At 59.6% G+C, this 17,226-nt stretch carries 21 protein-coding genes; 7 read left to right on the top strand and 14 right to left on the bottom strand.

Annotated elements, in window-relative coordinates:
* Window positions 1-107: 107 nt before the first annotated feature.
* Together radA and KJS28_RS04085 are read right to left on the bottom strand one after the other, a co-directional pair.
* Window positions 108-1,478, bottom strand: a complete 1,371-nt coding sequence (gene radA, locus KJS28_RS04090) for a DNA repair protein RadA (protein ID WP_213541844.1) — start codon at window positions 1,476-1,478, stop codon at window positions 108-110.
* A 20-nt stretch (window positions 1,479-1,498) separates the two neighbouring features.
* On the bottom strand, window positions 1,499-2,218 hold the full coding sequence (locus KJS28_RS04085) for an N-acetylmuramoyl-L-alanine amidase (protein WP_213541843.1): 720 nt from the start codon (window positions 2,216-2,218) through the stop codon (window positions 1,499-1,501).
* 168 nt (window positions 2,219-2,386) lie between these two features.
* Between KJS28_RS04085 and KJS28_RS04080 the strand changes: the two genes are divergently transcribed.
* The 3 genes from KJS28_RS04080 (at window position 2,387) to KJS28_RS04070 (ending at window position 5,229) form a co-directional block, all read left to right on the top strand.
* Window positions 2,387-3,403 carry a tyrosine recombinase XerC gene (locus tag KJS28_RS04080; protein WP_021859092.1) on the top strand — a complete coding sequence of 339 codons (1,017 nt, stop codon included), beginning with the start codon at window positions 2,387-2,389 and terminating at the stop codon, window positions 3,401-3,403.
* An 85-nt stretch (window positions 3,404-3,488) separates the two neighbouring features.
* The gene (locus KJS28_RS04075; RefSeq protein WP_213541842.1) at window positions 3,489-4,298 is read left to right on the top strand and encodes a transketolase; all 810 of its coding nucleotides are present in this window, start codon (window positions 3,489-3,491) and stop codon (window positions 4,296-4,298) included.
* Window positions 4,299-4,302: 4 nt separating this feature from the next.
* The gene (locus tag KJS28_RS04070; RefSeq protein ID WP_213541841.1) at window positions 4,303-5,229 is read left to right on the top strand and encodes a transketolase family protein; all 927 of its coding nucleotides are present in this window, start codon (window positions 4,303-4,305) and stop codon (window positions 5,227-5,229) included.
* 117 nt (window positions 5,230-5,346) lie between these two features.
* Here KJS28_RS04070 and KJS28_RS04065 read toward each other — a convergent pair whose 3' ends face one another.
* The 12 genes from KJS28_RS04065 to KJS28_RS04010 form a co-directional block, all read right to left on the bottom strand.
* Window positions 5,347-5,796 (bottom strand): 8-oxo-dGTP diphosphatase, encoded by a 450-nt coding sequence (locus tag KJS28_RS04065; protein WP_213541840.1) that lies wholly within the window; start codon window positions 5,794-5,796, stop codon window positions 5,347-5,349.
* A 237-nt stretch (window positions 5,797-6,033) separates the two neighbouring features.
* Window positions 6,034-6,768 carry a YebC/PmpR family DNA-binding transcriptional regulator gene (locus KJS28_RS04060; protein ID WP_021859097.1) on the bottom strand — a complete coding sequence of 245 codons (735 nt, stop codon included), beginning with the start codon at window positions 6,766-6,768 and terminating at the stop codon, window positions 6,034-6,036.
* A 15-nt stretch (window positions 6,769-6,783) separates the two neighbouring features.
* Window positions 6,784-7,566, bottom strand: coding sequence for a Nif3-like dinuclear metal center hexameric protein (locus KJS28_RS04055; RefSeq protein ID WP_213541839.1), 783 nt, complete (start codon window positions 7,564-7,566; stop codon window positions 6,784-6,786).
* Window positions 7,550-8,248, bottom strand: a complete 699-nt coding sequence (locus KJS28_RS04050; protein ID WP_213541838.1) for a class I SAM-dependent methyltransferase — start codon at window positions 8,246-8,248, stop codon at window positions 7,550-7,552. The genes KJS28_RS04055 and KJS28_RS04050 overlap by 17 nt, the downstream gene beginning before the upstream one ends.
* A 63-nt stretch (window positions 8,249-8,311) precedes the next feature.
* Entirely contained in the window at window positions 8,312-8,521 is a 210-nt protein-coding gene (locus KJS28_RS04045) for a DUF1858 domain-containing protein (protein WP_021859100.1), read from the bottom strand.
* A gap of 183 nt (window positions 8,522-8,704) precedes the next feature.
* Window positions 8,705-8,983 carry a zinc-ribbon domain containing protein gene (locus KJS28_RS04040; protein ID WP_021859101.1) on the bottom strand — a complete coding sequence of 93 codons (279 nt, stop codon included), beginning with the start codon at window positions 8,981-8,983 and terminating at the stop codon, window positions 8,705-8,707.
* Window positions 8,984-9,018: 35 nt separating this feature from the next.
* On the bottom strand, window positions 9,019-9,642 hold the full coding sequence (locus KJS28_RS04035) for a sigma-70 family RNA polymerase sigma factor (protein ID WP_213541837.1): 624 nt from the start codon (window positions 9,640-9,642) through the stop codon (window positions 9,019-9,021).
* Window positions 9,643-9,695: 53 nt separating this feature from the next.
* Complete coding sequence (gene glmM, locus KJS28_RS04030; RefSeq protein WP_213541836.1) at window positions 9,696-11,063, bottom strand: phosphoglucosamine mutase; 1,368 nt, start codon at window positions 11,061-11,063, stop codon at window positions 9,696-9,698.
* A 19-nt stretch (window positions 11,064-11,082) separates the two neighbouring features.
* Window positions 11,083-12,123: a Holliday junction branch migration DNA helicase RuvB gene (ruvB, locus tag KJS28_RS04025; RefSeq protein ID WP_213541835.1), complete on the bottom strand. Its 1,041-nt coding sequence runs from the start codon at window positions 12,121-12,123 to the stop codon at window positions 11,083-11,085.
* Window positions 12,124-12,152: 29 nt separating this feature from the next.
* A complete protein-coding gene (ruvA, locus tag KJS28_RS04020) occupies window positions 12,153-12,755 on the bottom strand; it encodes a Holliday junction branch migration protein RuvA (RefSeq protein WP_213541834.1) in 603 nt (200 codons plus the stop codon).
* A gap of 2 nt (window positions 12,756-12,757) precedes the next feature.
* Window positions 12,758-13,270: a crossover junction endodeoxyribonuclease RuvC gene (ruvC, locus tag KJS28_RS04015; RefSeq protein WP_213541833.1), complete on the bottom strand. Its 513-nt coding sequence runs from the start codon at window positions 13,268-13,270 to the stop codon at window positions 12,758-12,760.
* Window positions 13,271-13,457: 187 nt separating this feature from the next.
* Window positions 13,458-14,324 carry a radical SAM protein gene (locus tag KJS28_RS04010; RefSeq protein WP_021859107.1) on the bottom strand — a complete coding sequence of 289 codons (867 nt, stop codon included), beginning with the start codon at window positions 14,322-14,324 and terminating at the stop codon, window positions 13,458-13,460.
* A gap of 120 nt (window positions 14,325-14,444) precedes the next feature.
* Between KJS28_RS04010 and KJS28_RS04005 the strand changes: the two genes are divergently transcribed.
* The 4 genes from KJS28_RS04005 to KJS28_RS03990 all read left to right on the top strand — a co-directional run bounded on the left by KJS28_RS04005 (window position 14,445) and on the right by KJS28_RS03990 (window position 17,209).
* Entirely contained in the window at window positions 14,445-15,059 is a 615-nt protein-coding gene (locus KJS28_RS04005; protein WP_213541832.1) for a single-stranded DNA-binding protein, read from the top strand.
* Window positions 15,060-15,150: 91 nt separating this feature from the next.
* Entirely contained in the window at window positions 15,151-16,551 is a 1,401-nt protein-coding gene (locus KJS28_RS04000; protein ID WP_213541831.1) for an MATE family efflux transporter, read from the top strand.
* Entirely contained in the window at window positions 16,548-16,718 is a 171-nt protein-coding gene (locus tag KJS28_RS03995) for a DUF6472 family protein (RefSeq protein WP_021859110.1), read from the top strand. The genes KJS28_RS04000 and KJS28_RS03995 overlap by 4 nt, the downstream gene beginning before the upstream one ends.
* A 23-nt stretch (window positions 16,719-16,741) precedes the next feature.
* Window positions 16,742-17,209, top strand: coding sequence for a GNAT family N-acetyltransferase (locus KJS28_RS03990; RefSeq protein ID WP_021859111.1), 468 nt, complete (start codon window positions 16,742-16,744; stop codon window positions 17,207-17,209).
* Window positions 17,210-17,226: the final 17 nt, after the last annotated feature.

Raw genomic sequence — 17,226 nt, 5'->3', positions numbered from 1 at the left:
CAGGTCGCCGAAAACCAGGAATTTCTATTAGTCACTGTAAAGTATTACTATCTTACATCCGTTACAAAAAAAGGAAGAGGGCATATGCCCTCTTCCTTTTTCTCGCATCACTTCATCAGCTTTCCCTGTACCAGCAGCTGGAGAGCCTGCGCCACGTTCTGTACCGGCAGAAGCTCCAGATGCGGCAGTTCTTTCATCTCTTTGACCCGGTGCTCCGGGACGATGCACTGCGTGAAACCCAGTCGCTGCACCTCAGATAGACGCTGCTCCATGTGATTGATAGACCGTATTTCCCCAGACAGTCCCACCTCTCCGATGGCGGCCATATGGCTGGGAACGGGCTTGTCCAGATAGCTGGAGGCGATGGCCACCACAGCGGACAGATCTGCCGCCGGTTCCTCCAGCGTTAGACCACCGATGATATTCAGGTATGCATCACACTGGGAGACCTTCAGATTCCCCCGCTTCTCCAGCACCGCCAGCAGCATCGCAAAGCGGTTGTAGTCAAAGCCGTTGCTCATGCGCCGGGGATTGGCGGCGCTGGCCGGAGCGATGAGAGCCTGCACCTCCGCCAAAACCGGGCGGGCTCCCTCCATAGCGCAGGTGACGCAGGTCCCCGGTGCATCCTTGGGACGGCCCGACAGCAGCATTTCGGAGGGATTCTCCACCTCCTTCAGGCCCCAGTCCATCATTTCAAAGACGCCGATCTCGTTGGTGGCGCCGAAACGGTTCTTGGCTGCCCGCAGGATGCGGTAGGTCATGTGCTGATCGCCCTCGAAATACAGCACGCAGTCCACCATGTGCTCCAACACCTTGGGACCTGCGATAGAGCCCTCCTTGTTGACGTGGCCGATGACAAATACCGTAATGCCCTGTCCCTTTGCCAGTTGCATCAGGGCCATGGTACAGTCCTTCACCTGCCCCACGCCGCCGGCGGGAGAATCCATCTCTTCATTATACAGTGTCTGGATGGAGTCCACGATGAGCACATCCGGTTTTTCCTCCCGGACACATTCCATGACATTCCCTAAACACGTCTCCGACAAAACATACAGATTTTCGCTCTCCACCCGGAGCCGCTGCGCCCGCAGCTTCAGCTGGTGGGTGGATTCCTCGCCGGAAACGTACAGCACCTTGGAGAACTCTCCCAATTTTTTACAGATCTGGAGCATCAGTGTAGATTTGCCAATACCCGGCGCACCGCCCACCAAGACCAGTGATCCCTTGACGGCGCCGCCCCCCAAAACCCGGTCCAGCTCCCCCATACCCGTCAGGAAGCGGATCTCGTCAGAGGTACCCAGTTCTGTGATGCGTTCTGCCTTTACAGTTGTGGAAAAAACAGACTTTCTTCCGCTTTTTACCGGCTTATCCGTCTGCTCCACAATGGTATTCCATGCACCACAGGCGGGACAGCGTCCCGACCACTTGGGCGTCTCATTGCCGCACTCCGTGCAGAAAAAAACAGTCTTCGCTTTCATGGATATCCCCTTATTTTTTGTCAATGATTCCCAAAATTCAAGTATCCGGCCACAATGGCCGCCACCAGACGCTTCTGCTGCTCCGGCTGTCGGAGCAGCTGCGCCTCGTCGGCGTTGGACAGGAAGCCGCACTCCACCAGCACCCCCGGACACGTGATGTGCTTCATGAGGTACACCGAGTCCCCTATGGCCTTGGCGGTCTTTTCGTTTCCGGTGTTTACTGTCAGATTCAGCGCCTGCTGGATGGATTGCGCCAGCCCGGCGGCAGGCTCCTGTGGATTACTGAAGACCTGCGCTCCGTGGACGGCGGGGTGCTGGGGCATACTGTTCTGATGGATGCTGAGCAGCACCGCATGGGGCAGGGCGTTGATAAGCGCCACACGGTTCTTCAGGTCCGATACTTTCTTCTCCCGCAGGGTCTGGGCCTCCGGAGAATAGATGGCCTCCTCCCCTGTTCGGGTCAATCGGACACTGCGGCCCAGAAACACCAACAGCCCCTCCGCCTTTCGGACGATCTGCAGGTTGATGCCGCTCTCCGGCACGCCATCCGGGGACACGGCGCCGCCGTCCTCCCCGCCGTGTCCGGCATCCAGCACGATGACCGTCCCCGGTGAGGATATCTCTCCGCCGACCGCAGTGGGCCGGGTTTGCCGTCCGGTCAGCAGAAGTGTCAGCAGCAGGGTCGCCAGCGCTACCAGAATGCTCCACAGGAGCCGCCTGTGCCGCAGCCACAGTACCATGGCCCTCACCCCCTCCGGCACACTCTATGCGCCGCCGGGGTGCTCTATGCTGGGATTATACCATACCCATGCCGAGGATGCAAACCCCAGCGCCTTGCAAAATCCCCGCAGCATGGTATAATAGCTGCAGAGCGGCGGCGACGCCGTGCCATTTTGCGAGGTGAGACCATGCCCATCGACTACCGGCAGGAGGCCCCCCAGCTGCTGCTGGACTTTCTGTCCTACCATGAGACCATTAAGGCCCACTCCCAGCGGACTGTGGACGAGTATTTTCTGGATCTGCGGAATTTTTTCCGCTACCTGAAGCAGACCCGTGACCCGGCTCTGCGGGATGTCCCTATGGATCAGGTCAGCATCCGGGATGTGGATCGGGACCTCATCGCCTCGGTAACGCTGACGGATATCTACGGCTATATGACCTACCTCAGTCGGGATCGGGTGCTGCACCAGAATAGCCAGCGCTCTGAAAAGGGACTCAACGCCGCCTCCCGTGCCAGAAAGCTGGCCACCATTCGCTCCTTTTACGGCTATCTCTGCAACAAGGTCCATGTGCTGGAGGAGAATCCCGTGAAGGATATGGACTCGCCCAAGCTGAAAAAGACCCTGCCCCGCTATCTGACACTGGAGGAGAGCATGGCCCTTTTAGACAGCGTAGACGGCCCTAATCGGGAGCGGGATTACTGTATTTTAACGCTGTTTCTCAACTGCGGTCTGCGGATCTCCGAGCTGATCGGCCTGAACCGCAGTGACATTCAAGGAGAGGCCCTCCACGTGCTGGGCAAGGGCAACAAGGTCCGCATCGTCTACCTCAATGAGGCGTGTCAGGCGGCTCTGGAGCAGTATCTGGCGGTGCGGCGCCCCATCACCGGCAGGGATGAGGACGCCCTGTTTCTCTCCCAGCAGAACCGACGCATCAGCCGCTCCATGGTCCATGCGCTGGTGAAGCGGCATCTGCTGGAGGCGGGGCTGGACAGCACCCACTACTCCTCCCACAAGCTGCGCCACACGGCAGCGACCCTGATGCTGCAAAACGGCGTGGATGTCAAGGCCGTGCAGGAGGTGCTGGGCCATGAGCACCTGAACACCACCGAAATCTACACCCACATCGACAACGAGGCCCTACGGGTGGCGGCCCGTGCCAATCCCCTGTCACGGGTGAAGCCCAAGGGCAAGATAGACGAGTGATCCGCCGGATTTTTCCCGCAGATTCATTGACTTTACCGTCCAAATGCTATATGCTAAAAGAAATATGATGAGATGGAGGTTACCCATGAATACGGCAGAACTTTCCTGCATTTGCAAACAGGTGCGCCGGGACATCATCAACATGACGGCCAACGCCGGCAGCGGCCACCCCGGCGGCTCCCTGTCCGCCACAGAGCTGATGACCACCCTGTTCTTCCGACAGATGCGTATCGACCCCAAAAATCCCAAGGACCCCAACCGTGATCGCTTCGTTCTCAGCAAGGGCCATTCCGCCCCCTGCTATTATGCAGTGCTGGCGGAGCGTGGCTTCATCAGCCGGGACGAGTTCACCAACTTCCGCCAGCTCCACAGTATCCTGCAGGGGCATCCCGATTGTAAAAAGGTTCCGGGCGTGGACGCCTCCACCGGCTCTCTGGGACAGGGCTGCTCCATCGCTGTTGGTATGGCACTGGGTGCCAAGCATCAGGGGCAGGACGTGAAGGTCTACACACTGCTGGGCGACGGCGAGTGTCAGGAGGGGCAGATCTGGGAGGCATTCATGTCCGCTGCCCACTATAAGCTGGACAACCTGACGGTCATTATCGACAACAACGGGCTGCAGATCGACGGGCGCAACGACGAGGTCATGTCTCTGGGCGATCTGCCCGCCAAGCTGCGGGCCTTCGGCTTCGATCTCCACGAGATCGATGGTCACGATCTGGATGCCATTGCCGCAGCGCTGGACGCTCCCGCGGCCTCCGGCAAGCCCAAGTGCATCCTGGCCCACACCGTGAAGGGTAAGGGCGTTTCCTTTATGGAGGATCAGGTGGGTTGGCACGGCAAGGCTCCCAACGAGGAGCAGCGCCAGCAGGCTTTGAAGGAATTGGAGGACTGAGAGCATGAGTGAAAAAATCGCCACCCGTGAAGCCTACGGCAAGGCGCTGGTAGAGTTGGGCGCTTCCAACGATAAGATTGTGGTGCTGGATGCCGATCTGGCCGGGGCTACCATGACCAAATTTTTCAAGGCGGCCTATCCCGACCGCTTCTTTGACTGCGGCATTGCCGAGTGCAACATGATGGATGTGGCGGCGGGTCTGTCCACCATGGGGCTCATTCCCTTCTGCTCCACCTTTGCCATGTTCGGCGCAGGCCGGGCCTATGAGCAGATCCGCAACTCCATCGCCTACCCCCGTTTCAATGTGAAGATCTGCTGCTCCCACGCCGGCGTGTCCGTGGGCGAGGACGGCGGCAGCCACCAGTCCATCGAGGATATCGGCCTTATGCGGATGATCCCCGGCATGACTGTCATCGTCCCTGCCGACGGCAACGAGGCCCGAAAGGCCACCTTCGCTCTGGCTCAAATGGAGGGTCCCGCCTATCTGCGGACCGCCCGGCTGGCCTCCCCTGTTTTCGAGCAGGACTATCCCTTCGAGATCGGCAAGGCCAACGTCCTCCGGGAGGGTAAGGATGCTGCGGTGTTCGCCTGTGGCCTGATGGTCAGCGAGACGCTGGAGGCGGCGGAGCTGCTGGCCGCAGAGGGCATTCATATCTCTGTCATCAACGTTCACACCATCAAACCCATCGACGCCGCCTGCGTCACGAAGTACGCACAGAAGTGCGGCAACGTGGTGACGGTGGAGGAACACAGCGTCATCGGCGGTCTGGGCGATGCCGTGGCGGACGTCCTCATGGGCAAGGTGAACTGTAAATTCCGCAAGATCGGCATCAACGACTGCTTCGGCCAGTCCGGCAAGGCCAAGGATGTGCTGCGGGAGTACGGCCTCACCGCCGACCAGATCGCAGCCAAGATCAAGGAGACTCTGTAAAGCGCATCCGGATATACGAAGGCATCCCCCGGTAAACGCCGGGGGATGCCTTTTAGCGTAAAACAGATGCATCAAAGCAGGACAGCATGAAGTTTCCTGCTCTTTATCACCGCTTTACTACTTCAGGTCATACTTCCACGCACTGCCTTCCTGATAGTAGAAGAACTCGCTCAAAGCTTCTTCTGTGAAAACCCGAAGCATATCACACATATCCAAAGACAGCTTAAGCTTGGGCAGATCGGCAATATCCTCCCACCAGACCCTACCTTCGGGGCTGGAGCGCAGTTCGCCATCAAAACAAGTTGCCTTATAAAGCAGCACAACAAACCGGCACTGATTCTCACACCAGTCCTTGATGCCGCAGAGCTGAGGGGAACGGATATTCAGTCCGGTTTCCTCCTGCACCTCCCGAATCACGGCATCCGTAAAGGATTCTCCCGGCTCTACATGACCTCCGGGGAAGGTGACGCCCGGCCAGTCCCGCTTTTTCCGGTCGATCACGACGACCCGGCTGCCATCACAGATCATGCACATATTGGTAAATTCAACCGTTTCGATTCTCTCCATTATGTTCCTTTTCTGTTCGTGTGTATACGCAGTATAGCATAGCAATCATTTAGCTTTCAATAGGCGTGACGGAAGTTATCTCCCAAAATGTAACCTTTCTGCGAATACAAATGGATCTCAGCCTTTTCCGGTGTGGAACACATAAAATGTGAAATGCACAAAAGCAGGCGGCACCAAACTGAAGTTGAGCGCCGCCTGCTTTTTCATGTAAGGGCCGTTTTCTTGCAGGACTCTTTCTTAGTCCTGCTGCCAGTTGTGCCACACGTTCTGCACGTCCTCGTTGTCCTCCAGCATATCGATGAGCTTGTTCATGTTCTTCACATCATCCTCGCCGGTCATGGTCACATAGGTCTGCGGCACCATCTCCAGCTCAGCGCTGGCGAAGGTATAGCCCTTGGCCTCCAGCGCCTTCACCACATCGTTGAAGCTGTCGGGATCGGTGGTGATCTCGAACACGGGGCCGTCGGGAGAGAAGTCCTCGGCGCCGGCATCCAGCGCATCCATCATGACGGCATCCTCATCCAGCTCGCCATCCTCATTGTCGATGACAATGACACCCTTGCGGTCGAAGGACCAGGATACGCAGCCCTGAGCGCCCATGCCCTTGCCGAACTTATCGAAGTAATGGCGGATCTCCGGGGCGGTGCGCTGACGATTATCGGTCAGGGCCTCCACGATCACGGCCACACCGCAGGGGCCGTAGCCCTCATAGGTGACGGACTCGTAGTTATCGGTGTTTCCGGCGCCCAGTGCCTTGTCGATGGTACGCTTGATGTTGTCATTGGGCATATTGGCGGCCTTGGCCTTGGCCACCACCGTAGCCAGACGGGAGTTGTTGGCGGGATCGCCGCTGCCGCCCTGCTTGACGGCCACGATGATCTCCTTGGCGATCTTGGTGAAGGTGGCGGAGCGCTTGGCGTCAGCCGCACCCTTGGTCTTTTGGATATTGTGCCACTTGGAATGTCCGGACATAGTATCGTTCTCTCCTTATCTCATGTAAAATTTAACTGCGTCGCCATGTACGGCGGACTTTGTGACCTCCAGCTCCGGGAACGTCTCCCGCAGCCGGCGGACGATCTCCTGACACACCACATCCTCCGTGGGGAAGTGTCCTGCATCGATGAGATTCAGCCCCTGCGTATCCAGAAAGTCATTGTACCGCAGGTCGGATGTCACAAAGGTGTCGCAGCCCTGAGCGATGGCCTGAGGGATGTATTCCCCACACGCTCCGCCGCCCACGGCTACCCTGTGAACGGGCCGGCCGCCGTCTCTGTATCGCAGTCCATTGCAACTTAATGATTTTACCACATCTGATAGGAACTGTTCAAGGGGTTTTTCACAAGAAAGTGTGCCGATCCGCCCGATTTTTTCCTCATTCAGCGGTTTTGTATCCTGCAGACCCAGCGTGCAGGCCAGACAGTCGTTGACGCCGCCCTCCGCCGCATCCAGATTGGTGTGCATACACATGGCGGAGATATCCCGCTTCACCAACTCCGTCAGCAGCCCGCCCAGCCGGGTATCCTCCCGGAGCGTCTGCATCTGCTGGGCGTGCCAGCGGATGTTCATCACCGGGTGGTGGGACACGATCAGGTCGGTCCCCGTCTCTGCTGCCTCTGCCGCTACGTCCGGAGACACATCCAGCGCCACCAGCACCCGGTGGACCTCCCGGTCGCCCCGGCCCACCAGCAGACCCACATTATCCCAGTCCATGGCCAGCTCCGGAGGAGCCCACCGGAACATCATCTGCGTTACATCATTGACCGTTACCACGCTGCCACGCCTCCTTCTTTTCTTCCAGAATATCCGCCAGAGCCGCCAGCGGCTCCGCCTCGCTCTCGTCTCCGCCCCGGTGCAGGCCGTCCATCCGCAGATAGAGCCGCCGCAGCTGCTGCTCCAGATACAGGCCATACAGAGGGTCGTGCTCCAGACAGAAGCCGCCGTACCGCTCCGCATCCGACGCCTCACCGGAGGGGCCACCGGTGACGGACAGGATCACATACAATTTCCCCTTGTCCTGCACCAGACGCTCCTCGGTGCAGCGGTATCCGTTTTCCCGCAGCCAGCCCCGCAGCAGCTCCACCTTGGTCATGGGCTGCAGCAGCAGGGTGTGGTGGCCGTCCGCCGCCCATGGAGCGGCACGGAGGATATCCCGGATGGTCTCGCCGCCCATACCGGCAATGACCACGGTGTCTGTCTCCTCCGCCTCGATGCCGGACAGGCCGTCACAGAGCCGGAAGTCCAGCCCCTGTGTCTCGTATTCCTCCGCCGTGCGGCGGGCGTGTTCCAGCGGCTCCGCCCCCACATCGGCGGCGATGGCGGAGGGGATACGCCCTTCCTGCAGCAGCCAGACTGGCAAATAGCCGTGGTCGGTGCCGATATCCGCCAGACGGCCGCCATGCGGCGTCATCTCCGCCAGCAGACGCAGCCTTGGCTGTAATGTGATCCGTTTCATGGGGCCTCCTTCCAGACAGAAAGGAACGCATACGGCACCATGACCGTATGCGTTCGCTGCGTTTTACTCAGCGGCCTTGTTGGCCTCCTGATTCACCAGCTCCAGCAGCTTGTCCACGTCCACACCGTGAACGGCGCAGGCCTCCTCCACAGTCTCGCCACGGGAAGAGGGGCAACCCAGGCAGTGCATACCGATGGAGAAGAAGATGGGAGCGGTCTGAGGGGCAACATCCAGAATATCACCGATGATGGTGTCCTTTTTGATTTCGATCATGTGTCAAAACCTCCGTTTGATATTTACATCGTTAGTATATCCCATGTTTCCGTCTTTTTCAACAGGAAAATCATGAACAGCCTGTGAAAATCACAGAAAATGCAGAGTCCGTATCGGGCTGGGCATATAAAATGCGGGAGCCGCCGCATAGGCAGCTCCCGCATCATATGTCAGTCTGGCTGATCAGCCGTTCTCACGCATCTTAGCGAAGCAATCGCTGCAATACACGGGACGGTCGGTCTTGGGTTCGAAGGGAACCTTCGCCTCGCCGCCGCAGGCTGCACAGGTAGCGGTGAAGTACTCACGGGGGCCACGGGCGGCGTTCTTGCGAGCGTCGCGGCAGGCCTTGCAGCGCTGAGGCTCGTTCTGGAAACCACGCTCAGCGTAGAACTCCTGCTCACCGGCGGTGAAAACGAACTCCTTACCGCACTCCTTGCAAACCAAAGTCTTGTCTTCGTACATGATGTTACCCTCTCTTTGAGAAAAATATATTGCGTTCAGCGCTTGCTGATATCGCCTGATGAAAGTTGCCGAGCCACCTTGCGCCGGATGCGCTGCACGGCGTTGTCCACCGACTTGGGGGACCGGCCGACGGCCGCAGCGATCTCACGGCAGGTAAGACCGTCCAGATAAAACCCTAAAATCATGACCTCGAATTCGGACAGCTGCTTGCGGACATTCTCCAGCAGGCTGACAGCCTTCTCCCTGTCGATCAGCAGATCCTCGGGACCGGGCTGTGCAAAGGAAACATTTGCTTCAAAGAGTGAGGGATTCAAGGGAACCGATTGATTCAATGGGGCGTGCTTCCCCCCCGCCGCAGCCTTCACAACGGAATAGAGCCGGTGGCGGATACACGTTTCGGCAAAGGTTCGGAAGGAGGCATCCCGGTCCGGGTCATACTCCCGCATGGCCTTGATGAGACCGAACATCCCCTCCTGCATCAGGTCCTCGCTGTCTCCGCCCGCCAGAAAATAGGGCCGGGCGCAGGAACGAACCACCCGATGGTAACGGGCGGCCAGAACCTCCTCCGCCGGACGGTCCTGCTCCCTGATAAGGCGGCACAACGCCTCGTCCGGCAGCTGTTCCAGAGGGGCGCCGCCGGATTCCTGATCCTTTGTCATAGTCTATTATACCTTTTCACTAAAGAATTTGTCAAGTCATCCACGACGATTTGTCAAAACTGTATTTTTTCAGACAGAATTTTTATGAGATCAGCTAAATCTTCCGCCACTTTTCGGGCAACTTCGGTGGTTTTCGCCTCCACCATGACCCGAATCAGGGCCTCCGTACCGGAGGGACGGATCAGAACACGTCCCTTTCCGGCCAACTCCTGCTCCATCTGAGCGATAGCGTGCCGGAGGGCGGGATCCTGCATGATCGCATCCTTGACGCCGGGAACGTGGGATACGGCCACATTGATAAGCTCCTGTGGATACTGGGGGCAGCAGGATGCCAGTTCGGAGGCCCGCTTTCCGGAGCGGCGCAGGGCCTGCAGGAATTGCAGAGCCGTCAGCTCACCGTCGCCGGTGGTGGCGTATTCCCGGAAGATCGTGTGGCCCGACTGCTCGCCGCCGATGGCGTAGCCGCACTCCAGCATCTTCTCCAGCACATGGCGGTCGCCTACGGCGGTGCATACCAGCTCGATACCCTCCTTGCGGCAGTACTCGTGCAGGCCGAGATTGGACATCACCGTGGCCACGATGGCGTTGCCGGAGAGCTTTCCGTGACGCCGCAGATCGGCACCGCAGACAGCCATCACCTTGTCTCCGTCGATGGTATGGCCCGTCTCGTCCACCAGTAGGCAGCGGTCGGCGTCGCCGTCGAAGGCGATGCCCAAGTCGTAGCCGCCGGCCACCACGCCCTCGGACAGGGATTTCAGGTGGGTGGAGCCGCAGCCGTCGTTGATGTTCACGCCGTCCGGCTCTCGGTGGATGAAATCTGCGTGCAGGGGCAGGCCGTCAAACAGATCCGGCGCTGTGGCAGAGGCCGCGCCGTTGGCGCAGTCCACCAGCACCCGCAGGCCCGACAGGTCGCAGTCGATGCTGGAAATCAGATGGTCGATGTAATCCCGCTTCATCTGCCGCATCCCGTGAAGGCGCTTGCCGATCTCGCCGTGGGTCTTGACGTCCATGGGAGCGCCGCTGAGGATCAGCTCCTCCACACGGGCCTCACTCTCGTCGGAAAGCTTATAGCCCCGAGCGTTGAACACCTTGATGCCGTTGTGCTCATAGGGGTTGTGGGATGCCGAGATGACGATGCCCGCATCCGCCTGCTCCAGCACCGTCAGATACGCCACCGCCGGTGTGGGAATGGTGCCAAGGGGCATCACGTCACCGCCCACAGAGCAGATGCCCGCCATCAGCGCCGCCTCCAGCATATCCGAGGAGATACGGGTGTCCTTGCCGATGGTAATGGTGGGCTTGCTCCCCTTCTCCTCCGTCAGGACGGCAGCCACTGCCTGCCCCACATGAAAAGCCAGTTCTACGGTGAGATTTTCACCAACGATACCACGGATGCCATCCGTGCCAAACAGTTTGCCCATAAGAGGTTCCTCCTACTCCTTATATCTCCAGCTGTTCCTGTCCTAAAAACGCTATGTGCAGGTGCTCATATGCCTTCCGGGTGACGCAGCGGCCACGGGGTGTCCGGGTCAGGAAGCCCAACTGCATGAGGTACGGCTCATACACATCCTCCAGCGTCACGGACTCCTCGCCGATGGTAGCGGCCAGCGTTTCCAGCCCCACCGGGCCGCCGCCGTAGTTTTCGATGATGGCCCGCAGCATCCGCCGGTCCACTGGATCCAGCCCCAGATAGTCGATCTCCAGCGCCTGCAGGGCGTGATCCGCTACGGCCTTGGTAATAACACCGTCCGCCCGCACCTGAGCAAAGTCCCGCACCCGCCGCAGCATCCGGTTGGCGATACGGGGCGTTCCACGGGAGCGCCGTGCGATCTCCATGGCGCCCTCCGGTTGAATGGGGACATTCAGTATTCCGGCGCTGCGGGTGACGATCAGGGCCAGTTCTTCCGGGGTATAGAGCTCCAGCCGCAGTGTTACGCCGAACCGGTCCCGCAGCGGAGCGGACAGCTGTCCGGCCCGTGTGGTGGCGCCGATGAGGGTGAACTTGGGCAGATCCAGCCGAATGGAGTTGGCGGAAGGGCCCTTGCCGATGATGATGTCGATGGCATAGTCCTCCATGGCGGGGTACAAAATCTCCTCCACGGAGCGGTTCAGCCGGTGGATCTCGTCCACAAAGAGAATGTCGTTTTCGCTGAGATTCGTCAGCAGGGCCGCCAGATCACCGGGCTTTTCAATGGCCGGGCCGGAGGTGATGCGGATGTTGACTCCCATCTCGGCGGCGATGATGCCCGCCAGCGTGGTCTTGCCCAGACCCGGAGGGCCGTGGAGCAGCACATGATCCAGCGGCTCCGTCCGCCGCCGGGCGGCCTCGATAAAGACGGAGAGATTCTCCTTGGCCTTGGTCTGGCCGATGTACTCCGCCAGTGTATGGGGGCGCAGGCTCACCTCCGCATTGTCCTCCGGCAGCAGCGTCTTGGCTACCAGTGGCTCCTCGTAGATATCGGTGCCGAAATCAATGCTCATACGTCTCCCCCCTTCTCCTGCTTTTCATGTCACTTTACCATTTTCTTCAGCGCCTGCCGGATGATCTCCTCCAGCGGCAGAGCGTCCATATCGATGCCCTTCAGGGCCGTACTGATCTCCTGAGAGCCGTAGCCCAGCACTGCCAGCGCTGCCGCCGCCTCGCCGGACTTGCTGCCGCCTAAGGGCATGGGGGCGCTGCCGCCGCCGCTCGGTACCGTGAAGCTGCTCTGTTCCTTGGCCAGCTTATCCTTCAACTCCAGAATGATGCGCTGAGCAATCTTCTTGCCGATACCCTGCGCCGCCGTCAGCGCCTTCTCGTCCTCCGTCACGATGGACAGGGCCAGATTCTGGGGTGTGGTGGCCGACAGAATGGCCAGCGCCGCCTTAGGGCCAACACCGGACACGCCGATGAGCATCTTGAAGCTGTTGAGCTCCTGCTGACTGGCAAAGCCGTACAGCTCGAAGATATCCTCCCGCACGTGGAGGTAGGTGTAGAGCCTGGCCCTCTCCCCCTTTTTCAGCTGAGACAGGGTATAGTTTGTGGTGGCGCAGGCATAGCCCACGCCGCCGCAGTCGATGACGGCCAGACCGGCGGCGATCTCCGCCACGGTGCCGTTGAGATAGTAAAACATATTCAGACCGTCTCCTTTACATCGGGGTCCTTTCGCCGCAGCAGGGACGTGGCGCTGCGGGCGTGGCAGATGGCGATGGCCAGCGCATCGGCGGCATCGTCAGGCCGGGGGACGGCCTTCAGCTTCAGCAGCCGCCGGGTCATATCCATGACCTGCCGCTTCTCCGCCAGACCGTAGCCTACCACCGCCTGCTTGATCTGCATGGGAGTGTATTCATATACTGGCAAGTGCATTTTCTCCGCCGTGTACAGCAATACCCCCCGCCCGTGGGCCACGGCAATACCGGTGGTGATGTTCTTGCTGAAAAACAGCTCCTCGACGGACATCTCATCCGGCTGGAATTGCCGGATCAACTGCCCCAGATCGTCCCCGATCTGCACCAGCCGGGCTGCCAGCGGCATACCCGCCGGGGTGGTAATGGCTCCGTACTGGACCATCCGCTGCCGCCCGCCCTCGGAATCGATGACGCCGAAGCCCACGGTGGCCACTCCCGGATCAATGCCCAAAATACGCATAGCCGCTCCTTCCCGTTCACCCGCAGAGGATATAAAATCAGTTTATTATAGCAAATTCCCAGCGAAAAGGCAACAGGGAAAAACATTTCTCCCGCAGGCGGGCGCTGCCTGAGTGCAGAGGAAGCCGCCCCGGAGGGCGGCTTCCTCTGTGAAATAATAATACTTTACAGTTCTTTGCTCGCAGCGCTCACAGAGCACGCAAGTACTCCGGTCGCAGGCCGTAGCCCTCCAGGCCCTTCCGCACTCGCTCCAGCATGGCGTCCCGGTCCTGATTCAGCGTCCCCTTCAGCGTCAGGTAGTTGGAGGCGTGGTTCATCCGGAATACGCTGCCCTCGCTGTCGATGTGCTGGAGCAGCAGCTCCGTCTCCCGCAGGATATCCTCCGGGCCCAGAACGGTAAAGCTGCCCTCACGCACCCATTTCTCCAGCGGCGTACCCGGCTCCACCATCAGCGTCAGCAGACCGATGTACTCCGGCTTCATGGCGCTGAATGCCTCCGCCGTACCGATGGCGTGCTCCCGCATCAGCTCCCGGCTCCCAAGTCCTGAGATGGCCGTTACCGACAGAGCCAGTCCACAGCGCCGGGCCTTCTGCCCCGCCGCCACGATGGCCGCCGCCGTGTGGCCCTTGTTCATCCGGCGCAGCACCTCATCACAGCCGGACTCCAGCCCCATATACACCATGGTCAGGCCCTGAGACCGCAGCAGGCGCAAGTCCTCCTCGCTTTTGATCTGGAGACTGGTGGGCGAGGCGTAGCACGTCACCCGCTGGCACTCCGGGAACAGACCGTAGATCAGGCCCAGGATCTGGCTCAGCTCCTCCGTTTTCCGCATCAGGGCGTCGCCGTCCGCCAGAAAGACCCGCTCCACCTTTTTATAGACCCGGCGGGCCATCTCGAAGTCCTCCCGGACCTCCTCCATGGGTCGGATGGCGAAGTGCTTGTCGTCGTACATATCGCAAAAGGCGCAGCCGTTGTGGCTGCATCCGTAGGTCACCTGCACGATGAGGCTGTAAGCCTCACTGGGCGGACGGTATACCTTTCCCTTATAACGCATGGTCTCACGCTCCTTTGGTCGTTTGCTCCATTGTAGCAGATTTCTTTCCGTTTGAAAAGCACATATTCTCCGCAGGCGGTACATATAGTGTGCTGACTTCAACCAACGAGGTGACCGAATATGGAACAGAACTTCAACCACGTTCTTCTGTGCGGACAGGTTCTCACCCAGCCGCAGCCGTCCCACGTCAACCACGGCCAGAGCTTCTCCCGGTTCCTGCTGTCCGTCCCCCGGCTCTCCGGGCAGGAGGACTGTCTGCCGGTGATCGTCCCCCAGCCGCTGCTGGAGCTGTGTCCCCTGTCCCCCGGCGCAGCCGTCACCGTCACCGGCCAGCTTCGCTCCTTCAACAACCGCAGCGGACAGGGGCCACGGCTGGTGGTGTCGGTCTTTGCCCAGACCCTCCAGCCCGGTGGAGAGGGGCCGGTGAATCGCATTCGGCTGTCCGGCGTGCTCTGTAAGCCCCCTACCCTGCGCTGCACGCCCTTGGGACGGGAGATCTGCGATATCATTCTGGCGGTGAACCGGCGCTACGGCCGAGCGGACTACCTCCCCCTTATCGCATGGGGTACCGTTGCCCGTCAGACGTCCATTCTGGCGGTGGGCGCCCGTCTGACGGTGGAGGGCCGCATCCAGAGCCGCACCTACACCAAGAATCTGGAGACCGGGCCGCAGGAGCGAGTGGCCTATGAGGTGTCCGTCATGCGTCCGGCAGAGCTGTCGGAATTTGTAGAGTAGCTGCCGGATTTTGCGGTGCGCCTATTGAACCGCCATCCAAACCGTGGTATGCTTATACCTATACGAAAATCATGTAAAGGAACGCAAGACTATGCACCATATCCAGCACCCTCATCCGACCCACTCCGGCGTGGATATGACCGAAGGCAATATCACCGGCCATCTGATTCGCTTTGCGCTGCCGCTGCTGGCGGGCAACATCTTTCAGCAGCTATACAACATGGTGGATACATGGGTGGTGGGCAATTTCGTCTCCAACGAGGCCTTCTCCGCCGTAGGCACAGTGGGCCCCATCGTCAATATGCTCATCGGCTGCTTTCTGGGCTTTTCCAGCGGCGCCGGCGTGGTCATCAGCCAGTACTACGGCGCACGACGCACGGAGAGGGTCCACGACGCCGTCCACACGGCGCTGGTGCTGACGGTGATCCTGTGTGCAGTATTCACGGCGCTGGGCATCGGCTTTACGCCCCTGATGCTGCGTTTGATGAACACCCCTGCCGAGGTGTTTCCGGAGTCCTCCGCCTATCTGACCATCTATTTCGGCGGCATCAGCGGCCTACTGATCTACAACATGGGCTCCGGCATCCTCCGGGCCGTGGGGGATTCCCGCCGCCCCTTCTATTTTCTGGTGGTCTCCGCCGTACTGAACACGGCGCTGGACCTGCTATTCGTGCTGCGGTTCGGTATGGGTGTGGAGGGCGTGGCATGGGCTACGGTTATTGCACAGGCCGTCTCGGCGCTTCTGGTGATCGTTGTCCTTCTGCGAACGGAGCAGACAGTGCGGCTGATCCCCCGTGACCTTCGCATCCATCTTCCTGTGCTGCGGCAGATCATCCGGGTGGGCGTCCCCTCCGCTCTGCAAATGGCCATCACCGCCTTCTCCAATGTCTTTGTCCAGTCCTACATCAACTCCTTCGGCGCCGACTGCATGGGCGGCTGGACGGCCTATACCAAGATCGACCAGCTGATGCTGCTGCCGATGCAGTCCCTGGCCCTGTCCGCCACTACCTTTGTGGGGCAGAATCTGGGCCGCGGCAACGAGCCCCGTGCTCGGCAGGGCGTGCGCCGTGCGCTGGCCATTGCCATGGCCGCCACGGTGCTGGTGATGATTCCGGTGCTGGTCTTTGCCCCGCAGATGACGGCCTTTTTCAACCGGAAGCCGGAGGTGGTGGCCTACGGCGCTCTGCTGCTGCGGTGTATCTCCCCCTTCTATGTGCTGTGCTGCTTTAATCAGGTCTACGCAGCTGCCCTGCGGGGCGCCGGAAACAGTAAGGCCACCATGATCATCATGCTGTGCTCCTTTGTGCTGTTCCGACAGGTCTACCTGTTCATTATGTCCCACTACATCTCCCATGAGCTGATCCCGCTGGTCATGGGCTATCCTGCCGGATGGCTGGTATGCAGCGCCGCCACGCTGATCTACTATCGCCGTACCTCCTTCCTGTCCACCCGGCTGGTGGCGGAGGACGGCAGCAAGGAGGACATCCAATGACCAAGTGTGAGAGCTGTGTGTTCTATCAGTACGATGAGAACTACGACGATTATGTCTGCGACATGGACTTGGACGAGGACGAGATGGTGCGCTTCCTCTCCTCCCAGACAGACAGCTGTCCCTACTGGCGGCCTGGCGATGACTATCTCACCGCCCGCAGGCAGTAGATGAAGTACGGAAGGAATTTATTATGAACATCCGAGAAGCCACAAAAAATGACTGTGTGCATATGGATGCACTCCTGACGAAGCTGATCCGTTATGAGGCCCGATTTGATCCTAATTTGAGTCCAGAGGTCGTCATAGAGGACAATTACGCCGGGCAAATAGCCGCAGAAGGCTGTAAGGCTTATGTCGCAGAGGACCATGGGATCATCGTTGGATATCTCTATGGATTTACATACCGGATCCCGCAGGTGCTCTTGCAGCCCATCGCCATCGTCGATGCCCTGTATGTCGAAGAGGGCTACCGTGGGAAGGGAATCGCCAAAGATCTATTCCGCAAGTTTCAGGAGTTTGCGTCGGGCTGCGGCGCTGCCAGCATTGAGTTGAAGGTGATGTCCCGTAACAGAGATGCGCTGCGCCTGTATGCGTCGCTGGGGTTTTGCGAGACAAAAAAGTATATGGCGCTGCCGCTGTCGCAGAATGGAAGCAAATGACATTTTCCTTTAATAAT

It is taken from the genome of Vescimonas coprocola, assembly GCF_018408575.1.
Taxonomy (GTDB): domain Bacteria; phylum Bacillota; class Clostridia; order Oscillospirales; family Oscillospiraceae; genus Vescimonas; species Vescimonas coprocola.
This window is presented reverse-complemented; position numbering and strand designations above follow the sequence as displayed.